Source organism: Pseudovibrio sp. Ad46 (assembly GCF_001623065.1).
Classification (GTDB): domain Bacteria; phylum Pseudomonadota; class Alphaproteobacteria; order Rhizobiales; family Stappiaceae; genus Pseudovibrio.
On record NZ_LMCG01000046.1, the window covers coordinates 206439 to 227321 of the forward strand.

Here is a 20883-nt window from a genome sequence, read left to right on the forward strand (position 1 = left end):
TAGTCCTACAGGGTGCCGAGGGCCGATCCAAGATGATTGGCGGCCAAGGTCCTGATGAGCAAACGTCAATTCATGAGGTGAGGCGTGGCATACTGAAGTCGCCTACCAAAGAGAGAATTTCATGGGGCTATTTTTTGAAGAGGCCACCAAGCAACGAACTCTTTTTAAAGCTTGGCAGAAAATAAAATCCAATGGACTGCGTTCATCACTAGATGAGACTCGCGAAGCCATTGAACTTTTTGATCGAGACTCGATCGGTAACTTACGAGCAATCCAAAAGCGACTACGTTCTAAATCATTCTCTTTTGAGCCGCAACATGGCGTGACTTTAGGGAAATCGAGTGGAGGCAAACGAGGTATCGTCATGGCCTCAGCTAGCAATCGCATCGTGGAACGCGCCTTACTTGACACTCTTCAAGCAAAATCTAAGTTTGTAAAATCCGTAAACAATCAGCCGACAAGCGTAGGCGGTGTGCCAGACAGAAGTGTTCCACATGGCCTAAAACTAATCGATCAAGCTTTCAGCGAAGGCTTAATCTATTTTGTACGGTCAGACATTTCAGGCTTCTTTGATGGGATCCCACGAGATTTAGTATTGGAGCAGATTGCAAGGCAAGTACATGATGCTGAGTTTATTGATTTGCTAGACCAGGCATCAACAGTAGTATTGGGGAACGAAGCCAACTTAGGTGAAGACCGAAAAATATTTCCCACCGGATACGACGGAGTTGCTCAGGGTTCACCTCTCTCTCCTTTGTTCGGCAACATTCTACTTAACCAATTTGATCAGCAGTTTAATGAGCGAGGCGTGATATGCATTCGCTTTATTGATGATTTTGTCATCATGTCGAACTCGGAGGGAAAATCTCGAAAGGCATTTTTGTCTGCACAAAAACGCCTCAAAGAACTAGGTCTTGATTGTCATGATCCTTTTTCAGATAAAGCTTCTCAGGAAAAAGCACAACATGGTAATGCCCAGCAAGGTGGTTTTTCATTCCTTGGCTACGACTGCATACCTGGTTTGTTTCAACCAAATAAAAAGGCGCGCAATTCTTTAATCGCCAAAATATCAGATCGGATCAAAGTAGGAAAAGATGCGATCAACACCGTACGTCAAAGGCAAAATAGCTTCGCAGCAAGAAGCAGATACTCCCAGACACTAACGGTAATCGATAGCGTGCTGCGAGGCTGGGGTGAAGCATTTGCTTATGGAAACAATCCTCAGATACTTAATATACTCGATAAGCAAGTTGACGAACAGCTAACAGCTTTTCGTGCTTGGTACTTTCGGCAGTATCGTTCTTTAAACTCACAGGACCGCCGTAGAACAACAGGAGTGGGTTTACTTTGCGATGTAGTACCCAAGTCGTTGAAAGAGGCCCCCTTTGTTCTTTCTCCGCCTAAGAGGATGCGGCAAAGCAAGTCGGCAATCATAATTTCTACAGACGGCTCGACCGTCGGAAAATCAACGAAAGAGAAAAAGCGACCTGTGGGTGCGTGGGCCTACAAACATCATATCAGCGAGATCGAAAAAACCGGCTTCGAGTTTCATACTACAAACAACAGGATGGAGTTGAAGGCCGTTATTGAGGCACTTAAAAGTAATTCTCCAAACACACCTGTAATTATTCGCACTGATAGCCGTTATGTGGTGAACGCGGTCCACAACGAACACATAGTGAAGAACAACCATGATCTCTGGGAAGAGTTTCAAGAAGTTTCAAAGGGCCGCACGTTTAAAATCCTATGGGTAAAAGGGCACGCGGGGGACCCTTTTAACGAAGCTGCTGATAGTCTCGCTCGTAAGACAGCAGAGAGTAAGCTGAACGAAGCAAAACAGCCTCCACGCTAAGGAGCCCGCAAGTTTCCTTCTTAGCTGATCCTTTACAGGAACAGCCTAACACAGCTTTGGCGTCGAGTGTCCGGATGTTGCGGTCATGTGTCCTTCCGGCGGGTTCTGGCTTTGTGTTTTATGGCCTTTGAGGGATGAAATGTTTGTTTTGAGCGGTTCTCTCCAACAGCTGCAACACAAAGATTGAACATGACACCAAAATTCCTTTTCCGGACCCCGCTTGCCTTGCCGGTTCTATCTCTACTCCACTCTCGTTTCGCTGATGGGATGCTTCATGATGTCAGCATTACACGTCCGCAAGGCATCCTAATTTCTTTGCATCTAATGCGATAATTTCGGTCGGCTGTTGTCTTCAGTGCCAAACATAAGGCGATTACCGCGAGAACGAACGAAACACTTCATAAAGCTGGAAGAGTTGTTTTTGGGAGTTGATGTTCATTTTGTAAAGGGCACTTCTGAGTTGTTTGCGGACAGTGTCGAGCCGGACGGAGCGGCTTGTTGAATAGGTTTGCAGGGACTGGTTGGAGAGGACGGCGCAGATCACATTTGTCTCAGCTTTTGAGAGCCGGAAGGCATCTGCCATGTTCTCCAGCACAGCACGATCTGCCTGCTCCGTAGTACCCGTCATCATGATCTTCACCGCCAGATACTGCGCGGCCTCAACAGCTCCGCCTGCCGCCTGTGGTTTTGGGTTAAACATCTGGATCAAATAGGTTATGCCGGATCGCTCATCCGTCAGCTTCAACAGGGGCAGGCCACCGTGAAGGGCGCTGACATGCGCCTCTGCCAGTTTTCTGTTGTGCTTACGCTCAGCACAAGCAAGGCCTGCTTTCTTCAGCTTCAAAAACCCGTGCTCCAGAATCTCAAGTGCCTCTGGATTGATGGAACTGATGGTATGCTGTGAAAAGACGATGAGGCCAAATGGCAGCTCTGCGGCAACGCGGTCTTGCAACGACAGCCTCATCTCAAGGCTCTTGACCCTTTGCCGATAATGCAGAGCCCGGCTGGCATGCGGTATCATGCGCTCGAACATCTTCCGCTGCAAAGGTGTGAAGCCATCTCCGGCCCTGAGGGAAGACACACCAAACCAGCCAAAGTTATCGCCCTTGGTCAGGTTCGTCCCCATAAGGTCATAAACCTCATATTTGGGGAGCAACTGGTGGACCGGGTTGGTTTTTAAGCCATGCTCCGTCGTTATCTCCGCGTCGGTTATCACCTGTCCATAGGGAGATTTGTGAACCCGCTCTATTCTGTAATCATGGGGGAAGTAGTCTGTGGTGTATTCAAGCTCGAATGCGGTATCAATCCGCGCCACATAGTTGAGACGCTCCTCAGGTTTTGCAGCATCATACGTGTAAAGATGAACGCCAGATGTTCCCAGCATGTCACTGGCCGTGGTGAGGGCGTCCTCAAACAGATCGGGGTGCTCTACAGACTCATACAACTGAGTGAGAAAGAGTTCAAAATTCTTTTCCATGCCTCTAAATGTGTAAACAGCAATGATTCCTTAAATATTCGATACAGTTACCGTAGCGTAGTGCCAATAAATATCAAACAGGATTTAGGTGGTAGATAGCTTTTGCGGAGTAACACAGGTGAGGCAGGCCTATTAATCGACGGATCAGAACACGCCGAGTATCTGTCGGAGGGGTGCTCTTTTTCTTCTGCAAGCCCCCATTTGGGGAATGGTTGGAGGCCCACGTTTCTCTTAATCTTGCAGGTAAGCTGATCGCATTTCAAAACAAACACTGTGTTTTTCGTGGCCCCATGGCGGGATTATTTATCTCAGCTGATGGGTCATTGAGCAGATGGTTTGAGCAAGCCGAAATGAGATCCTGCTATGTTTTAACTGTTATGGGGGGAAGAGAATATTAGAATGGATGTTGCATAACTTATTGTATTTATACTTGAAATCTATATCAAGCAGAGATGAACCTTAGACTGGACTATATTCTAAGTCATTTGCTTCAAAACAGCTCGCCAAGCCTCCAGCGCGGGCTGTTTTTTTGTTGTTATGCCGAGGTTTACGTTGGGCACACATCACGGCCAGAGTCTGGGCCGATGTGCTAAAACCGTGCGCAAGCAGGAATTGCCAGCTCAATCCAGACAATCAGATATCCCGATATTTTATCGTTTCCATTGACTTTTCGTTCGCTCTGAAACCACTGCGATAGTTGGCTTACCTGCGGGATACTCCAAAATAGCGGCGTTCTCCCGGTGCGAAACGGAGCCTATGGATGCCCAAAAACAACCCTGAAACGGACAACACTTCCGGTGATCAGAAAGCAGAGGAGTGGATCCATTCTGTCTCTGAAATTCTTCATCTCAACATGGATGGTGTGCAGGGCACCACGGTTGAAGGCTCCAGCCCGCAAGGCGTTCCCAATGGAGAGCCGACAGAGCACGTTGACGGCCCGGCCGGGAACCATATGCCACCAGAGCCCCAAATCCCGGACCTGTCGCCGGAAATCAAAAAAGTCCGTGCCAAGTTTGAGGCCTACAAGAAGCGCCGGAATATCTTCAAGGATGTCCGTGATCTTGAAATCTTCGACAATTACGTAAAGAAAACAGCGGGTCTTCTGGACAAAGCCACTGATCTGAACAAGCTGCAGAATGTCGATGCAGCAGAGGATATGTTGGACAATGCAAACCTCACTCTGCAGGAGATCGAGGAGACTTATGCCCGCGGTGTTGATTCCGCTTGTGTGCTGCTGCACCGCAAGCAGGAACTGGCAGATATCAGAGCCCGTTTGAAGTTCCTTGCGAGTTTTGACCTGGAGGGCTTTTCACAGGGCCGTCAGGAGGAGGCTCCTCGACTGGCCGGGCTCATCAAAACCAATGCAGATAAAGCAGAGGCACAGCTGAAAGCTGGCGAAATCAAAGACAGCCGGGATACCTTTCTAGCATTGCAAACCTATCTGGAAATGCTGGAGCTGACACTTAAAGAAGTACCGTCGAAAGAAACTCAAAAACCACGCAAGGAAACTTCCGTAAGGGCTTATACCGGCGGCAACTCAGTGGCTGCGGCTCAGGAAGTACTCACTGAACTGAATAGATTGTATGAAGAGCAGCACAAGATCCCATTCACGGATAGAGAAGAGTACGCACGGAGCAGGGAGAAGATATCGGCCCAAAGAGAGTTGCTCAAAAACCCCGATCACCGGATCAACAATGCCGACCATGATGGAATCTTTACCCAGTTTGAGCCTTTAGGAGAGGACGGCAGGTCCGTTCTTGATAGCGGCGAATACGAGAAAGCCGGTAACAAGATCCATTTGAGTGTCCAGATGGATCAACTGGCACAAGCTGGAAACATCCTGACGCCACTTTTGCTCTCACCGGATAACCCCTTCCTTTCGTTCAAAGTCACCAATATAGACGGAGCGGTAGCCGCGATTAAAGATGATCAGGAGAAGTATTCCGCTGACACGCCTGAGGCCAAAGCAAAAATAGCCGAGCAAAAAGCATATTTTGATCGGGTCACCCAAGGCGCGCAGATCACGCTTTATCCTTATGCTAAGGACACCAGCTATCCTGATGGCGCTGAGGACTTTGGCTTTTTCCTGAAACTGCTGGAACAGGAACTGGCAGCCGCTGGAATTCAACCGGGCAAGAACCCGGATTCCGATGCCGGCCTGGAAGGCCTGAGCTTTGCAACCTTCCGCAATGAAGAAGGCTCGCGCGGTGTTGGTGTGGACGACGAAGACCAGCTCGAAGAGAACCGAAAGATGCTGAGGAGCAAGCCGTTTTATCAAGCTCTCACCAACAAGGATTACAAACCAGAGGCCCCTGAAAAGAGCCCAGCCTCTCAGCAGGAAGAGGCTGAGAGCAAGAAGAGTGCCCGATAGGGTAAGCCACCCCGGTTAATCGTAATCGGCTCATCGGGGGTGATCGAGCAATACGATCCGGCCAGTGCTGCATGAACTCTGCGCAGTCTCTCTTCCCAATCGTCAGAGGGGAGAAGCCCCGCGACGAGCACTTTGCGCTCCAGATCACTTGTTAGCTCTGGCAGCAGGCCGAAATGACGCTGATCACTGCCCAATACTCTGACATGCGCTTGATCGCCAAGTGCATAAGCAATCTTAGCGCCGTCAATCCAGTTCAGCGTATAAATCAGTCTGGGCTCATCAGCCTGCAAGAAACCGCGGCGGTGGAGAGCCTCCCTCACATCAAACCAGTCCATTGCGCGGATGGTATCATCCCAACGGGCAGCAGACACCAGCGGACGCGTCAGAATTCCCGTTTTAAAATGCAGTCCGCCCAGCACCACGACAGTGAGGATCACCCCTGCGGATGCCGCAAACGCACGTTTTGCGGTTGCTGCACCAGTTGGTTTGAGGCTGGCGAACCAACTCCCCAAGAGAGGGAAGAGGAACAGATATCCAGCCATAGGCCAGTGGGGAAGCGTGTTTCTGGAAAGCAAAGCCACCGCGTTGAAAACCACGATCGGAACAATCGCAAGGCACAGGAGATATCGATCGGCTCTTGTTTTCTCAGCTGATCTGAAGTGCCTCAGCAGGAGCCATAGGAACACAATCAGCGTAACCGGTTGAAGATAGGCCAGTTGTCCCAACAGCATGCGTCCGGAATTGATGAGATGCACCACAGGTTCAAAATCACTGGAAGAGACTGAACGTGAGAGCTGAAATCCGAAGGGCTGCCAGCCGTTCACTGCATTCCAATAGATAACCGGGCTGAAGACCAGCAGCGCAATCGTGACGGCAATGTATAGGCCTGAGCTGCGGAGCAGGGGCCATCTTGTTCTGTTGGAAAGCAGGAAAAGCAAGACACCAAGCCCACTCAAAACCGCCATGTATTTAGAAAGCAGCGCCAACCCGAATGCCAATCCGGCAATTCCCCAACGCATCTTGCTTATGTGCGATCTGTCAGGGTTTACCAGCGGAACCAGAAGACTGGCCGCAACCAACAAGAAGAGCATCATGGGCCCATCCGGTACGATCCAGCTTCCAGCCGACAGAAGAAAAAACGGGGAGATGGAGAACCACGCTATTGCCCATGCCCCAGCCTTCGCACCGTAGAAGCGGGCGGTCAGCTGGTATAGCAGCAGGGTGGAGACAACCGACATGGCGATGAAGGGCGTGCGGAGCACAAAGCCTGCCTCAGAGCCTGTCAGCCAAGCGGTCACATGGACAATCCAGAAGGTCAGCGGAGGATGGTCAAAATAGCTGAGAGACGGATGTCGGGCCATGACAACCATATAGCTTTCATCAACGCCCAGACCCAACATGGCAGCCCCGTAAAATCGGGCGAGCACTGCAGAAAAAATTATAATGAAAACAACAATGGCAACACGGGCTGGTGTGACGGTTCTGTCAATCATCAGCTGCCTCATGATCAGGTTACATCGCTTATTCTTAGGATGGGGAACAGAGGGTCGGGCACAGTCAGGTCAACCGGAGTGCCAACAGGCGATCTCACGATAACTCAACAACACTCAGACAAACTCTCCACCTCCAATGCCCTTCTTCCTTGCGAGCCTGAAGTTAATCTGAAGAGTATGTCGTATTTTTATCAGTGCAGAGATGAGGCGTGGATCAACGGCAGGCAACCGCGCACAAAAAAGCCCGCGAAACGATGGCTTCGCGGGCTTGTTGTTAAGTCGGCTTAAGCTCAGGCAGCTGCGAGTTTTTCGCTGCGCAGTTTATCAAGAGCCGTTTCTGTGACTTTAAAGCGTGGGCCATAAGCTGCTGCCAGCTCGTCAGCACGTTTTTTGAAGGCCTCAAGGCCGATGCCGTGGATGAATTGGAGAGCACCGCCAGTGTGTGCCGGAAAGCCGATGGCGAAGATGGAGCCGATGTTGGCTTCCACCTCGGTACGCAGCACGCCTTCATCCAGACAGCGCAGGGTCTCAATGGCCTGACGGTACATCATGCGATCTTCCGCATCCTGCATGGAAACATTCAGATCACGCTCTTTGAACTGGGAAAGACCATCCCACAGTTTCTTGGAGCCATCGCCAGCGTACTCGTAGAAACCGCCGCCGTAATGACGGCCACCACGGCCCATGTTCACCATGGACTGGCCAACCTTTACGTTGGAGCTGTCATCTGCCGGGAAGCCGTTTTCAACACCAAGGCGTTTATCTAGCGCGATGTGGGTCTCGTGGATCTTCTTGGTAAGAACCATGGAGACTTCATCATGCACGGCCAGCGGACCAACCGGCATGCCGATTTTCCACGCAGCACGCTCAATAGCAACCGGGCTCATGCCATCACGCATCAGAGCCAGACCTTCATCCAGATAAGTGCCGAACACACGGCTGGTGAAGAAGCCACGTTTGTCGTTGACCACGATTGGCAAGTAGCCGATCTGCTGCACGTAATCATAGGCTTTGCGCAGGGTATCGATGCTGGTTTTATCGCCGACAATGATCTCGACGATCTTCATTTTATCAACCGGCGAGAAGAAGTGCAGGCCGATTAAACGAGTCGGATCGGGACAGCTTTCCGCCAGAATGGAGATCGGCAGGGTCGAGGTGTTCGAGCCATAGATACCGGTATCAGAAAGCTGCTTGTAAGTTTCAGGGATAACCTTCTCTTTCAAAGAGATATCCTCAAAGACCGCCTCGATGATGATGTCGGTGCCAGCAAAGGTGTCATCGCTATCTGTCGGAGTGATGCAGCCAAGGAGGGCTTCCTTCTTCGCCTCATCCATGCGGCCCCGTTTGATGGCCTTATCTGCCAGTTTTACGGAGTAGCCTTTGCCTTTTTCAGCATTCTCCAGGCTCATGTCCTTGAGTGTGGTTGGCAGACCACGGCTTGCATGTGCCCATGCAATGCCCGAGCCCATCATACCTGCGCCAAGAATAGCAGAGCTGCCTGCTTTCCAGGCATCACCTTGCGGGCGAACCTTGCCGGACTTAATGGCCTGCATGCCGAAGAAGAACGTGGTGATCGCGGCACGGGCCTCAGTAGAGCGCAGCAGAGCAGCAAAGCCGCGGCTTTCATTGCGCAGCGCGCTGTCAAAGCCCATGCGCATGGAATTGACGGCAATATCCATCACTTTTTCAGGTGCGGGCATCAGACCGCGGGTTTTGTTGTAAAGCATGGTCGGTGCCATCGCGGCCACCATGCGCACATTGGCGCTTTCCGCATTACCACCTGGATAGCGGAAGCCTTTTTGATCCCACGGCTGAACAGCAGCCTCAGGGTTGGCTTTGATCCATGCCTTTGCAGCTGGGATCAGCTTTTCCGGCATATCAACCAGCTCGTCCACCAAACCGGCTTTCAACGCCTTTTCCTGACGCAGCTGCTTGCCTTCTGCCAGCAGTGGCAGGGCTGCTTCCAGTCCCACCTTTGCGGTGAGGCGGACAACACCGCCAGCACCCGGCAACAGGCCGAGTGTCGCCTCTGGCAGGCCAACAACGGCCTTTGGAGAGTTGAGCAAAATGCGATGGTTACAGGCGAGGCAAATCTCAAAGCCCCCACCAAGCGCAGCACCGTTGATGGCCGCAACCACTGGTACTGGCAGCTTTTCCAGCTGGCGCAACGGGGCTTTCATCTCTTCCACGTAGGCGAAGATGTCTTCCGGGTCCATACTGCCGTGGAGCATCTCTTCCAGATCACCACCTGCAAAGAAGGTCTTTTTGGCAGAGGCGATGATGACACCGGAAAGGCCTTCTTCAGCGGACAGCTTGGCCATCAGCTCTTTCATGCCTTCAAACCAGGCACGGGTCATGGTGTTTGCGGACTTGCCAGCTGAGTCAAACGTGATTGTAACAATGCCGCTGGCGTCTTTTTCGTAAGTGTATTCAGACATGGTCTTCCCCGTTATACGCGCTCAACGATGGACGCGATGCCCATGCCGCCACCAACACACATGGTGATCAAGGCACGCTTCTGGTTCCGGCGTTCCAGCTCGTCAATCATGGTGGACACCAGCATGCCGCCAGTTGCGCCCAGTGGGTGACCCATGGCAATCGCACCGCCAACCACGTTCAGCTTCTCGTCCGGTACGTTGAGGTCCTTCTGCAGACGCATCATGACAGAGGCAAAAGCCTCATTGATCTCAACCAGATCGATATCGTCGATGGTCAGGCCTGCCTTGGCGAGTGCCTTCTTGGAAGCTGGTCCCGGTCCGGTAAGCATGATGGTTGGATCAGATGCGGTCACAGCAACTGACAGCACGCGGGCGCGAGGTGTCAGGCCCATGTCGTTACCGGCCTGTTCGCTGCCGAGCAGGATCAAGGACGCTCCATCCACGATGCCGGAGGAGTTGCCTGGAGTGTGGACGTGGTTGATTTTTTCAACTTCCGGATAGCGCGCCAGCGCAACTGCATCAAAGCCCATGGCGCCGTGCTTTTCAAAGCTTGCACGCAGGGAGCCGAGGGTCTGCATGTCTGTTTTCGGCTTGATGAAGTCGTCTTTTTCTAAAACGATGATGCCGTTCTCGTCTTTGACCGGCACAACGGATTTGTCGAACCAACCGTTATCGCGTGCGTGCGCTGCCCGCTGCTGGCTGGCAACGGCTGCTGCGTCCACATCATCACGGCTCCAGCCCTCAATAGTGGCAATCAGGTCTGCACCAATGCCCTGCGGTACGAACCCTGTGGCGAGCACGGTTTCAGGGTCTTCGCTGAACGGTCCGCCATCAGTCCCCATGGGCACGCGGCTCATGCTTTCATATCCGCCTGCGCAGATCATATCTTCCCAGCCGGATGCAATACGCGCTGCGGCGGTGTTGAAGGTATCCAGGCCAGAGGCGCAGAAACGGTTGACCTGAGCGCCAGCCACGGTCTGATCCCAGCCCGCTTTCTGCAGAGCGATCTTTGGCAGAACAGCGCCCTGTTCACGTACCGGGGTTACGCAGCCCATCACGACATCATCCACCCGGGAGGTGTCGAGGTCGTGTCGACCCTGCATCTCGGAGAGCAGGGTGGTCACCAGATTGATTGGTTTGACTTCGTTGAGGGATCCATCCGGCTTTCCTTTGGAACGCGGAGTGCGGATCGCATCATAAACGTATGCTGTCGTCGCCATGTGTTTCTACCGTGTCTTGTGATCTTCAAACAGATTAAGGACCGGGGCAACCAGGTTGCCCCGATTGGACTCATGCAATTTCGCGGTTCTGATCTTCCCAGAACGGTTCGCGAAGTTTGTTCTTCAAAACTTTGTTCATGGCAGAGAGTGGCAGTTCCTCTACCAGCGACATGGAGCGCGGGCATTTGTAGCCAGCAATGCGCTCTTTTGTGTGGGCGCGGATCTCTTCAAAAGTCGGGGTCCTGCCTTCCTTTGGTACAATCACCGCATGAACGGCCTCACCATAGGTCTCGTCAGGAATACCGATCACTGCCACCATGGACACATCCGGGTGCGTGGAGATCGCGCTTTCCACCTCGGCGGTGTACACGTTCTCTGCACCTGTAATGATCATGTCCTTGAGCCGGTCTTTCAGCGAGAGGATACCCATGTCATCCACCATGCCGACATCACCTGTGCGGTAGCCGCCATTGCGCAGCACGGCGGCTGTCTGGTCCGGAGCATTGTAATAGCGTTTCATGACAGCTGGTGAATACAACACCACCTCACCAATTGTGTTGGTTGGCAGTTCATTGCCGTCCTCATCTTCAATGCGCAGTTGGATGAGCGGCGAGGCGGCCTGCCCCGCGGCACCAAAGCGCATGAGTTCGCCTTCGTGAAATTGCCTTGCAAGGAACGTCGCCGCCCCAGCTTCTGTCATGCCGTAAACCTGCATGAGATCGGTCTTTGGGAATTTCTCCTGAATCAGCTTCAGCAGGGCCTCAGAAATAGGCGAGGCGCCGTAATAAAGCTGTGACACACGCAAGAAGTCTTCAGAGTTAAACTCCGGAGCGTGCATCAGCATCTGGAACATGGCCGGTGCCATGAGGAAGGACGAGACGTCGAAGTTCTTAACCGCAGCCACCACAATATCCGGACGGAACATCGGCACGATCAGTGACGGCTTGTTCTGGATGAGGCGAGCCAGCAGCAGGCCATAACCGGAAAGATGGAACAGCGGCATGACCAGAAGCGCAGGCCGGTCATGATAAGGAACGCCGTTGGCAGCAACAATGTTGGCACTGGCGAGCATGGAACTATGGGTGTGAACGACACCTTTCGGGAATCCGGTGGTGCCGCCGGTGTAGCTCATGAAGCACTCGGTCTCCACATCACGGCCCAACTCCAGCGCAATCGGCTCACTCAGACAGTCCGCATAGGCTTTGGTGCCTTCAGGCTGCTCCTTCTCTCCCACATGGATGAAATGCTTCAGGCTATCCGCACGCTCTTTGATAGCCGCCACCATAGGCGAGAACGTGTCGTCATAAACGATGGCCTCCATGCTGGAGTGGCCGATGGCGTAAAGCATCTCTTCCGCAGACCAGCGGATGTTGAGCGGAACGGAGATCATGCCCGCAATCATGGTGCCAATCATCGCTTCCACATACTCAGCGGAGTTGAGGCTGAGAATGGCAACGCGGGCGCCCGGCTCAAGGCCAAGGTCTTGCAAACCCTTTGCAAACTGGCGAGTGCGCTTCGCAAACTGCGGATTGCTGAAGGCGCGACCACCCAGGTCTTTAAACACTGGAATGCCGGTGTCCACCTTCTGCAGATGGTTCACGAGCATATCAAAATTCATGGCACCTGCCGGTACCCCAGTATGTGTTCCAACCATAATCCCCTCCCAAGTCATAGGTTGAACAACGCAGATGTGCGCTGTGCGTATTAAAATGTGACGCCTGTTCTCCTCGTGGTGCGCTGGTTTTGGCGCTTATTCTTTTTCAGGCAATGATGGTATCAGTGAATACGCTGCCGGTTTCAGCAGAGTGATATCGAGGCTTGGATGCAGTTTTTGCTGCAACGCGACCCCAAGCAAATAACTTCCGATGGAAACGGCCTGAATGGCTGAATCCAGATCCTGCGGGAACACGCCTTCCGCTTTGCCGCGCTCCAGATAAGAGACAAGCAGCCACTTTACGAACTCGTGTGCGCGTTTCACCGCATCTCCTAAAAGAGCGTAGTCTGTAACGCTGCCAGCCATCAGCGCGAAATAAGCTTGATAGCTGGGCTTGTTCTGCAAATCATCAAAGTGAATGTCGATATACCGCCGGATCGCCTCCCTCGCGTTTGTCTCCGGTGGAATCTGCTGGGTAACGTGTGCCTCGGTCTCGCTCACCATGCGGTCGATCAGCTTGACGAACATCTCGTCCTTCTTGCCAAGTCTTTGAATAGTAAGACCGCGGCTATACCCCGCTTTCAGGCCGATGCTCTCACAGGTCGCCATCTGAACACCTTCCGCATTGATGATGCTCACCAGCGCATCAAAGAGCTTGCGTTCGGATTCCTCCCGTCGTTCGGCCTGTGTCTTCTTCTTTTCCAAATCAACCAACATTCACTCATTTTAATTGTTGAACGTTTAGCAAATAAAATGAAGTGAGTCCATGACGCATACGTCAGATCATCGTTGAGTGAGCCTAAGGAATAAGACCCCACCTTTGCAATTGGCGGGAATTGAGGGCTGTTACTACGTCATTGTCAGGTCGACGACGACGGCGGGCCATGTCATACATCCAGTAACAGGAATGACCATAGTTTCATTCTTCAAAACAACTGTCACTCTTGCAGCTTCACTCATTCCAACGTGGAACAAGATCGGTTGGTCCGCATATTATTCACAGCACCAAACCAAGTTGCCTGAGGGGACACCTCATTTTTGATGTGAATAACATCAGAAATACTACGTATAGCGATACTACGGATCGAACTTATCCGATCACCCTGCCATGATGCCGCTCTGTGAACGGGCTCAAAACGAGCGTAACAAGCGGAAAACGCGGCATTTTTGCGCAAACTCGCAGTAATCCGCACACTTGGAATGGTGGAAAATATATTCCATTTTATGAAATCACAGTCTATATCATCCAAATATCTGCATCATAAATACATCAGATATTGAAGCGGGTCTTCAAAACAGGTGGCAGAACCTCGTATTCAGGTTGAATCCCATCAGGAAAATCTTTTTGCCGTCTAATGAGTTTTATGCACCGTTTCAGCTCGGTTTCCATGTCGTGTGTAATCACGAAGTCCATCCGGTCATTCTCAAGTAGTTTGCGCGAGTTCTTATTCAACTCGTGACCGATAAAGGTAATCGGCGAACCCGTCTCACCAATCGCCTTTGCAATGCCCGTATTTCCGCCTGCTACATTATATATTCCAAGCGGTGTCGCGCCTTCATCCAGTCGGCTTTTAATCAGCTTATAGACGGTTTCGGCGTCATCGTTGGAGTTGATGATCTCGCAGATCGTAATATTGGGGTAGTCCTTGCGTAACAACCGCCGAAATCCAGTCTCGCGCCCTTCCTGACAGTGATAGTGAGCACTGGTTGCAAGGAAGACCTCACCTGTCTTGCCGCCAGAAAGTTTACCCAGCAACTGGGCTGCACACAGACCTGCCGCAATCTGATCCATCCCAACGTAACCAAGGTGTTTGCTGCTTTGCTGGTCCGTCGTCAAGCAGATCACAGGTGTCCCGTTTTCGCTGATTTCTTCAATAGCACGGGTGATGGCAGGATGTTCCCGCACAGCAATAATGATGCCGTCATACTTGTTCGCCCAGGAGATCATCTGCTCTGAAAACACACTCGGCTCAAAGTCCTTTGTGTGTGAAGAAAAGCATTTGAACCGCACGTTTGGGTCATCCCCATAACGCTGTTCCACCAGTTCCATTAGCTCTTCAATGAAGCTCGTTCCGGAATCCACCAGCAACCCCACGGTTATCGGAGAAACTTTTTCCAAAGCAACCTCTTCGGGCTCTTTTAGCCCTGCCAGTGCCTTGTGAACCAACCCCACTTTGACCTTGGAAACGCCCCCTCGTTTATTGAGGACGCGGTCAACTGTAGCGGTCGAAACTCCTGCCTTGTTTGCGATGTCCAACACACTCGGATTCTGCCAGCTGCCACGCCTCATATATATCACCTTTGATTGTTAAGCCATCAAAACGATCAATCTTGACGTCGGAATTCACATTTTGACTTCACGGGAGCAAACCTTCCAAAATATTGAAATGATGGAATATTCGTTCTCTCATCCCGATTTTACATGTAATTTCAGACTCTAAATTGACAGGTACCAGTACTTACATATGATCTTTAGCAGATCAAATTGATGTTTATACATCGGACATTGGGAGAAGTCGTTTGTCGGGAAACATCAACTTCGCGTTGAACCATATGCTTGCACCTCAAATGACGCTGGACGCGTTTTTTGGCATGGCTGCCTCCATGGAGATCAATGCCGTAGAAATCCGCAATGACATTGCTGGCAATCCGTTTGAGCAGAAAACACCAGCAGAAGACGTCAAAGCACTTGCTGAAAAGCATAGCGTCGAAATCATCAGCATCAATGCCCTTCAGCGTTTTAACGAGTGGTCAGATGTTCGTCTTGCTGAAGCAAACGAACTCATCGGCTTTGCTGAGCGGTGTGGCTCCAGGGCTCTCGTCATGTGCCCGGTCAACGACCATGACTATGGCAAGAGCGATGATGAGCTGGCGGCAAACCTGCGCCAATCTCTGACAGAACTCAAACCACTGCTGGAGACCGCTGGGATCACCGGCCTCGTGGAGCCTCTGGGCTTTCCTCAGTGCTCTTTGCGCCGCAAGGCAGATGCTGTTGCAGCAATCCGCGATGTGAACGGGGAGGGTGTGTTCAAGCTGGTGCATGACACATTCCACCATCACCTTGCAGAAGAAACAGAGTTCTTCGCGGATCAGACAGGCCTCATGCACATTTCCGGTGTGGAAGATCCAGACCTTTCCATTGCGCAAATGTTGGATGATCACCGTCTATTGGTGGGGGAAGCTGACCGTTTGGGCAACGCCGCGCAAATCAAAACCATGCTTGCCAACGGGTACACAGGTCACGTGTCTCTGGAGCCATTTTCTCCAGTTGTGCATGCCCTTGAAAACGTGGTGGACGCCACGCAGGCAAGCTTTGATTTCCTGAAAAAAGAACTGCAGGCAGCAAACGCTGCCTGATCATCCAGGCGACTGATTTCGCTAAATAAATTGGCGTAGATGGGGATCCGCGCCAACCTAATCTTGGGAGAAGTGCCAATTTTCGGCACGGAGGAGGAAGTAATGAAACGTACTCTATTGGCTCTAGCTGCATCGGCAATGATGACAACCAGCGTCATGGCTGAGAACATCGGCGTTTCAATGGCTTATTTTGATGACAACTTCTTGACCATCCTGCGCAACGCGATGGGCGACGAAGCTGCAAGTGCAGGCGGAGTTGAAATTCAGTTTGAAGACGCACGCGGCGACATCGGTAAGCAGATCGACCAGGTACAGAACTTCGTTGCACAGGGCGTTGATGCGATCATCGTGAACCCTGCTGACACGTCTGCAACACCACGCATCACCAAACTGGCCAACAGTGCCGGTATCCCACTTGTTTACGTAAACCGTAAGCCAGAAGACAAAGAACTGCCTGAAAAGGTTGTGTTCGTGGGCTCTGATGAAGTTGTTGCTGGTCGTTTGCAGATGGAAGAACTGGCCAAGCAGATGGGTGGCAAGGGTAACGTTGCTATCATGCTCGGCGAACTGGCGTCCAACGGCACACGTGGTCGTACACAGGGCGTTAAAGAAGTTCTTGGCAGCTACCCGGACATCAAGGTTGTTGAAGAGCAGACTGCTGACTTCCAGCGTTCTGAAGCAATCGACCTGATGAACAACTGGATCGTGTCCGGCACCAAAATCGACGCTGTTGCTGCAAACAACGACGAAATGGCTCTGGGCGCTCTGATCGCCATGAAGCAGGCTGGCATTGCTTCCAGCGACATCGCAGTTGCTGGTGTTGATGCTACTCCAGATGCACTCGTTTCCATGGACCGTGGCGAAATGTTCGCAACTGTATTCCAGGACGCTAAAGGCCAGGGCGCAGGCTCTGTGAAAGCTGCTCTGAAACTGGCTCGCGGCGAGAAAGTGGACACCATCGTTTGGATCCCATTCAAGCTGGTAAACAAAGCAAACCTTGGCGAGTTCCTCGACAAGTAAGCAGCTGAGCGGAAGGCTTTGCAGCCTTTCGCCTTGCTCTGGCGCGCGTTTCCTTCTCTCGGCTTTTGTCTCATGAGAAGACCGCGCCCAGCCTCTAAGTGATCAAGCTTCCGGGCCAGGCACCCGGAAGCCCCTCACACTGCCAGCAGAAAAATGGAGTTCACGGACTGTGAGTTTAAGCACACAAGAGGCGGTACGTGAGAATAAGGGTGCCGCAGCCCAACAAAAATACCTGCTAGAAGTCGATAGTGTGCGCAAGGAGTTCCCCGGTGTTGTTGCACTGGATGATGTGAACCTGCGCATCCGACCCGGCACAGTTCATGCCCTCATGGGAGAAAACGGGGCGGGCAAGTCCACCCTGATGAAGATTATTGCAGGCATCTATCAACCAGACCGCGGAGAAGTTCGTCTGGGTGGCAAACAGGTCCAAATGGCCACGCCACTGGATGCACTGGAACAGGGCGTCGCCATGATCCATCAGGAACTCAACCTGATGCCGTTCATGACAATCGCCGAAAACATCTGGATCCGCAGAGAGCCACTCACAAAGCTCGGGTTTGTTGATCATAAAGCACTGCGTGAGAACACAAAGAAGCTGTTTGACCGGCTGAATATCAATCTAGATCCGGAAACTGAGGTTCGTGACCTGTCCATCGCCAACCGGCAGATGGTCGAGATTGCAAAAGCCATTTCCTATGAATCTGATGTGCTGATCATGGACGAGCCAACATCGGCTTTGACAGATCGCGAAGTGGAGCACCTGTTCCAGATCATCGCGAGCCTGAAGGCAGAGGGAAAAGGCATCGTCTACATCACTCATAAGATGGATGAGGTCTTCGAGATTGCTGATGATGTCTCCGTCTTCCGTGATGGCAAATACATCGGCACAGATCTGGCCAGCAACTTGGACAGTGATCAGCTCATCCGCATGATGGTGGGCCGCGAAATCACCCAGATGTTCCCGAAAGAAGAAGTGCCGATCGGTGATGTGGTCCTTTCCGTGAAGGATCTGTATTTGGACGGTGTGTTCGAGAACGTGAACTTCGAGCTGCGTGCAGGTGAAATTCTCGGTGTTGCAGGTCTGGTAGGCTCAGGTCGTACCAACGTGGCAGAAACCATCTACGGCGTAACCCCGGCAACGGGTGGCAGCATCACCGTATTCGGCGAGACTGTTGAGATCAAAACGCCAGCAGAGGCCATGGCTCATGGCATAGCGTTGCTGACCGAGGACCGCAAGGACACCGGTCTGTTCATGATGCTCGACATTCAGGAGAACATGCAGATCGCGCTTCTCAGTCAGGATCATGTGAAAGCCGGGTTTGTGGCCGAAAGCGCTGTCTCCAAGCTGTGCACGGAAATGAGCGAAGCCCTTCGCGTCAAAACACCGGGCATGAACGAGCGCATCGAGAACCTGTCTGGGGGCAACCAGCAGAAGGTTCTGATTGGTCGCTGGCTGCTGACCAAACCTCGCATCCTCATTCTGGATGAGCCAACCCGCGGGATTGACGTGGGCGCCAAGGCTGAAATCCATAAGCTCATTACCAAACTAGCAGGTGAGGGCGTTGCTGTTCTCATGATCTCCTCCGAGATGCCGGAGGTGCTGGGCATGAGTGACCGCGTGATGGTGATGCATGAGGGACATGTCACCGGAATTCTGGATCGAGCTGAAGCAGATCAGGTCAGCGTTATGCGCCTTGCTTCCAACTAAGAGTTTTCATGCGCGGCAGCTTTAAGCGCCCGAGGTAGAGATTGAAAGGACTTGCCAGATGGCAAATGCAACTGATGCAGCTGAGACAAATGCTCCAGCTCGAAAACTGCCGGTAGAGGCTAACATCTTCCTCGTACTGATCGGCATTGCAGTCTTTTTTGAAATTCTGGGCTGGATTGTGAAGGGTGACACCTTCCTGTTTAACCCACAGCGCCTGCTGATCATGGTTCTGCAGGTTTCCATCATCGGCCTTCTGGCTATTGGCGTGACGCAGGTGATCATCACCGGCGGTATTGACCTGTCCTCAGGCTCAGTGCTTGCCCTTTCGGCCATGGTTGCCGCCAGTTTTGCGCAAACCTCTGACTATACCCGTGCCGTCTTTCCAATGTTCACGGACATGCCGTTCCTCGTACCAGTATTGGCTGGTATCGCCGTCGGGGCCTTAGCCGGGTTCATAAACGGGTCGTTGATAGCCTACACGGCCATCCCTCCGTTTATCGCAACTCTCGGCATGATGGTAACAGCGCGCGGTCTGGCACGTTACTACACCAAGGGTCAGCCAATCAGCCTGCTTTCTGAAGAGTACATGTGGCTCGGTTCCGGCACCATTCCGGTGATCATCTTCCTGATGGCTGCGTTTATCTTCCACATAGCTCTGCGTTTCACCCGCTATGGCAAATTCACCTATGCAACAGGTGCAAATGTTCAGGCGGCAAAAGTCTCCGGCATCAACGTTGGTCGTCACCTGATCAAAGTGTACACCCTTGCTGGTTTGCTGGCTGGTCTTGGCGGTGTGGTTGCCGCTGCGCGAGCTGGCAGTGGACAGGCAGGTATGGGCCTTGCATATGAGCTTGACGCCATCGCTGCAGCTGTTATTGGCGGAACAAGCCTTGCAGGCGGCGTTGGCCGCATCACAGGCACCGTTATCGGAACCATTATTCTGGGTACAATGATGAGTGGTTTCACGTTCCTTGGTATTGATGCTTACATCCAGGACATCGTGAAAGGTGGTATCATTGTAGCTGCAGTGGTTGCTGATCAGTATCGCCAGCGCAAGCGGGCCAAGGTTTGATCAAACCGCGAAAGAATTTAGGCTAAAACCTCCCACGGATTATGCCTAATACCCGAGCAGGAGAGCCCTCGTCCGGCCTCCTGCTCATTTTTTATCTGCAGGGCTTAAAACCGCTTTCCAACCGTTATATATAGGCCTTCGACAACTCGGCCTCACGCACATCAACCTTTGATCCGGTGCGGGAAGAGCTCTCAATCGCCTCAATGAGCGCATGCACCATCAGCGCATCATGACCGGTTACTTTCGGGTCGCGGTGTTCAATGATGCTGAGGGCGAAATCGTCAATAAGATCCCGGTGCCAGTCACATGGAAACGCCATTGGGTTAGCCCCGCCACCCGTTCCATCCTTCGTCCCGCTGCGTTCACCAAACACATCGATAGACCCGTCGCGATACGTCACCGTCAGCTTGCTGCCCTCCAGATGGGCAGAGGCCTTTGAACCATCCAGTACCAGCGTTTCTTTTGCATCGGGAAAGGTAGCTGTTGTCGCCATGATGGACCCGACAGCCCCGCTGTGAAACTCAATACCAGCCGTGGCGAAGTCCTCTGCTTCCATCTTATGCGCCGTGGTTGTTGCACACATGGCTTGCACGGATTTTGCCGGGCCGGTCAGACTCAGCATCAGGTCCAGCACATGAATGGCCTGCGTGATCAGCACACCGCCGCCATCGCGTGCGTAGGTGCCGCGGCCTGCCTGGTCATAATAGGCCTGATCTCGCCACCACGGGATGTTCGCCCGCACCAGATGGATATCGCCCAAAGCTCCCTCTGAAAGCAACGTCCTCAGTTGCTTTGCGCCTTCGCGGAAACGGTGTTGAAACACGACACCGTATTTGACGCCTGCATAGTCGCACAGCTCCACCAGCTCAGCCGCAGCATCATAGGTCCGTTCCAGCGGCTTTTCTGTCAGGATGTGTTTGCCTGCACCAGAGAACAGCTCAACCAGATCATGGCGTTGATCGGGCGGGGTCAGCAGAAGGACCGCGTCAATCTCCGGATCACCGGCAATCTGCTCGGGGCTGTCAAAGCATGGCCAGCCGTATTGCTGAGAGACAGCCTCTGCCCTGGCTTTTGTTCGGGTATAAAGACCTGCGACTTCAATGTGATTTCTCAGCAGGTCAAGCGCTTCCAGATGTGGTTTTGCGGCCATTCCCAAACCAACGACGGCCAGACTGATCGAGGGCATTCAGAGGAATTCCTTCTGCGGTACATATATCAGGC

General features: G+C 52.3%; 14 protein-coding genes. 6 read left to right on the plus strand and 8 right to left on the minus strand.

Going from position 1 to position 20883, the window contains the following annotated elements:
* The first annotated feature begins 121 nt into the window (after positions 1-121).
* Positions 122-1852: an RNase H family protein gene (locus PsAD46_RS12115; protein WP_063306980.1), complete on the plus strand. Its 1731-nt coding sequence runs from the start codon at positions 122-124 to the stop codon at positions 1850-1852.
* A gap of 373 nt (positions 1853-2225) precedes the next feature.
* Here the strand turns inward: PsAD46_RS12115 and PsAD46_RS12120 are convergent, their stop codons facing one another.
* Positions 2226-3329, minus strand: coding sequence for a hypothetical protein (locus tag PsAD46_RS12120; protein WP_063306981.1), 1104 nt, complete (start codon positions 3327-3329; stop codon positions 2226-2228).
* Positions 3330-4089: 760 nt separating this feature from the next.
* On the opposite strand from PsAD46_RS12120, the gene PsAD46_RS12125 reads away from it, so the two are divergent.
* Complete coding sequence (locus tag PsAD46_RS12125; protein ID WP_063306982.1) at positions 4090-5700, plus strand: virulence protein; 1611 nt, start codon at positions 4090-4092, stop codon at positions 5698-5700.
* On the opposite strand, the gene PsAD46_RS12130 is transcribed toward PsAD46_RS12125, so the two are convergent.
* The 6 genes from PsAD46_RS12130 to PsAD46_RS12155 form a co-directional block, all read right to left on the minus strand.
* The gene (locus PsAD46_RS12130) at positions 5661-7193 is read right to left on the minus strand and encodes a glycosyltransferase family 39 protein (protein WP_063306983.1); all 1533 of its coding nucleotides are present in this window, start codon (positions 7191-7193) and stop codon (positions 5661-5663) included. The two genes, PsAD46_RS12125 and PsAD46_RS12130, sit on opposite strands and share 40 nt — an antisense overlap.
* A gap of 290 nt (positions 7194-7483) precedes the next feature.
* Positions 7484-9631, minus strand: coding sequence for a 3-hydroxyacyl-CoA dehydrogenase NAD-binding domain-containing protein (locus tag PsAD46_RS12135; RefSeq protein WP_063306984.1), 2148 nt, complete (start codon positions 9629-9631; stop codon positions 7484-7486).
* Positions 9632-9642: 11 nt separating this feature from the next.
* Positions 9643-10851: an acetyl-CoA C-acetyltransferase gene (locus PsAD46_RS12140; RefSeq protein WP_063306985.1), complete on the minus strand. Its 1209-nt coding sequence runs from the start codon at positions 10849-10851 to the stop codon at positions 9643-9645.
* Positions 10852-10921: 70 nt separating this feature from the next.
* Entirely contained in the window at positions 10922-12505 is a 1584-nt protein-coding gene (locus PsAD46_RS12145) for an AMP-binding protein (protein ID WP_063306986.1), read from the minus strand.
* A gap of 96 nt (positions 12506-12601) precedes the next feature.
* Positions 12602-13222 carry a TetR/AcrR family transcriptional regulator gene (locus PsAD46_RS12150; protein WP_208981810.1) on the minus strand — a complete coding sequence of 207 codons (621 nt, stop codon included), beginning with the start codon at positions 13220-13222 and terminating at the stop codon, positions 12602-12604.
* Positions 13223-13775: 553 nt separating this feature from the next.
* Positions 13776-14795, minus strand: coding sequence for a LacI family DNA-binding transcriptional regulator (locus PsAD46_RS12155; RefSeq protein WP_208981811.1), 1020 nt, complete (start codon positions 14793-14795; stop codon positions 13776-13778).
* A gap of 263 nt (positions 14796-15058) precedes the next feature.
* Here PsAD46_RS12155 and PsAD46_RS12160 point away from each other — a divergent pair, with 263 nt between their 5' ends.
* From PsAD46_RS12160 to PsAD46_RS12175, 4 genes are all read left to right on the plus strand, one after another.
* A complete protein-coding gene (locus PsAD46_RS12160; RefSeq protein ID WP_063306987.1) occupies positions 15059-15862 on the plus strand; it encodes a TIM barrel protein in 804 nt (267 codons plus the stop codon).
* Between the two features lie 102 nt (positions 15863-15964).
* Positions 15965-16882 carry a sugar ABC transporter substrate-binding protein gene (locus PsAD46_RS12165; RefSeq protein ID WP_063306988.1) on the plus strand — a complete coding sequence of 306 codons (918 nt, stop codon included), beginning with the start codon at positions 15965-15967 and terminating at the stop codon, positions 16880-16882.
* Positions 16883-17051: 169 nt separating this feature from the next.
* Positions 17052-18590, plus strand: a complete 1539-nt coding sequence (locus tag PsAD46_RS12170; protein ID WP_063306989.1) for a sugar ABC transporter ATP-binding protein — start codon at positions 17052-17054, stop codon at positions 18588-18590.
* A gap of 58 nt (positions 18591-18648) precedes the next feature.
* Entirely contained in the window at positions 18649-19662 is a 1014-nt protein-coding gene (locus PsAD46_RS12175; RefSeq protein WP_057461434.1) for an ABC transporter permease, read from the plus strand.
* A gap of 124 nt (positions 19663-19786) precedes the next feature.
* On the opposite strand, the gene PsAD46_RS12180 is transcribed toward PsAD46_RS12175, so the two are convergent.
* Positions 19787-20848 carry a Gfo/Idh/MocA family oxidoreductase gene (locus tag PsAD46_RS12180; protein WP_063306990.1) on the minus strand — a complete coding sequence of 354 codons (1062 nt, stop codon included), beginning with the start codon at positions 20846-20848 and terminating at the stop codon, positions 19787-19789.
* Positions 20849-20883: the final 35 nt, after the last annotated feature.

Excerpts from the sequence above, each read along its gene's own strand:
- PsAD46_RS12115 (WP_063306980.1), top strand. The coding sequence starts at position 122 with ATGGGGCTATTTTTTGAAGAGGCCACCAAGCAACGAACTCTTTTTAAA.
- PsAD46_RS12120 (WP_063306981.1), bottom strand. The coding sequence starts at position 3,329 with ATGGAAAAGAATTTTGAACTCTTTCTCACTCAGTTGTATGAGTCTGTA.
- PsAD46_RS12125 (WP_063306982.1), top strand. The coding sequence starts at position 4,090 with ATGCCCAAAAACAACCCTGAAACGGACAACACTTCCGGTGATCAGAAA.
- PsAD46_RS12130 (WP_063306983.1), bottom strand. The coding sequence starts at position 7,193 with ATGATTGACAGAACCGTCACACCAGCCCGTGTTGCCATTGTTGTTTTC.
- PsAD46_RS12135 (WP_063306984.1), bottom strand. The coding sequence starts at position 9,631 with ATGTCTGAATACACTTACGAAAAAGACGCCAGCGGCATTGTTACAATC.
- PsAD46_RS12140 (WP_063306985.1), bottom strand. The coding sequence starts at position 10,851 with ATGGCGACGACAGCATACGTTTATGATGCGATCCGCACTCCGCGTTCC.
- PsAD46_RS12145 (WP_063306986.1), bottom strand. The coding sequence starts at position 12,505 with ATGGTTGGAACACATACTGGGGTACCGGCAGGTGCCATGAATTTTGAT.
- PsAD46_RS12150 (WP_208981810.1), bottom strand. The coding sequence starts at position 13,222 with ATGTTGGTTGATTTGGAAAAGAAGAAGACACAGGCCGAACGACGGGAG.
- PsAD46_RS12155 (WP_208981811.1), bottom strand. The coding sequence starts at position 14,795 with ATGAGGCGTGGCAGCTGGCAGAATCCGAGTGTGTTGGACATCGCAAAC.
- PsAD46_RS12160 (WP_063306987.1), top strand. The coding sequence starts at position 15,059 with ATGCTTGCACCTCAAATGACGCTGGACGCGTTTTTTGGCATGGCTGCC.
- PsAD46_RS12165 (WP_063306988.1), top strand. The coding sequence starts at position 15,965 with ATGAAACGTACTCTATTGGCTCTAGCTGCATCGGCAATGATGACAACC.
- PsAD46_RS12175 (WP_057461434.1), top strand. The coding sequence starts at position 18,649 with ATGGCAAATGCAACTGATGCAGCTGAGACAAATGCTCCAGCTCGAAAA.
- PsAD46_RS12180 (WP_063306990.1), bottom strand. The coding sequence starts at position 20,848 with ATGCCCTCGATCAGTCTGGCCGTCGTTGGTTTGGGAATGGCCGCAAAA.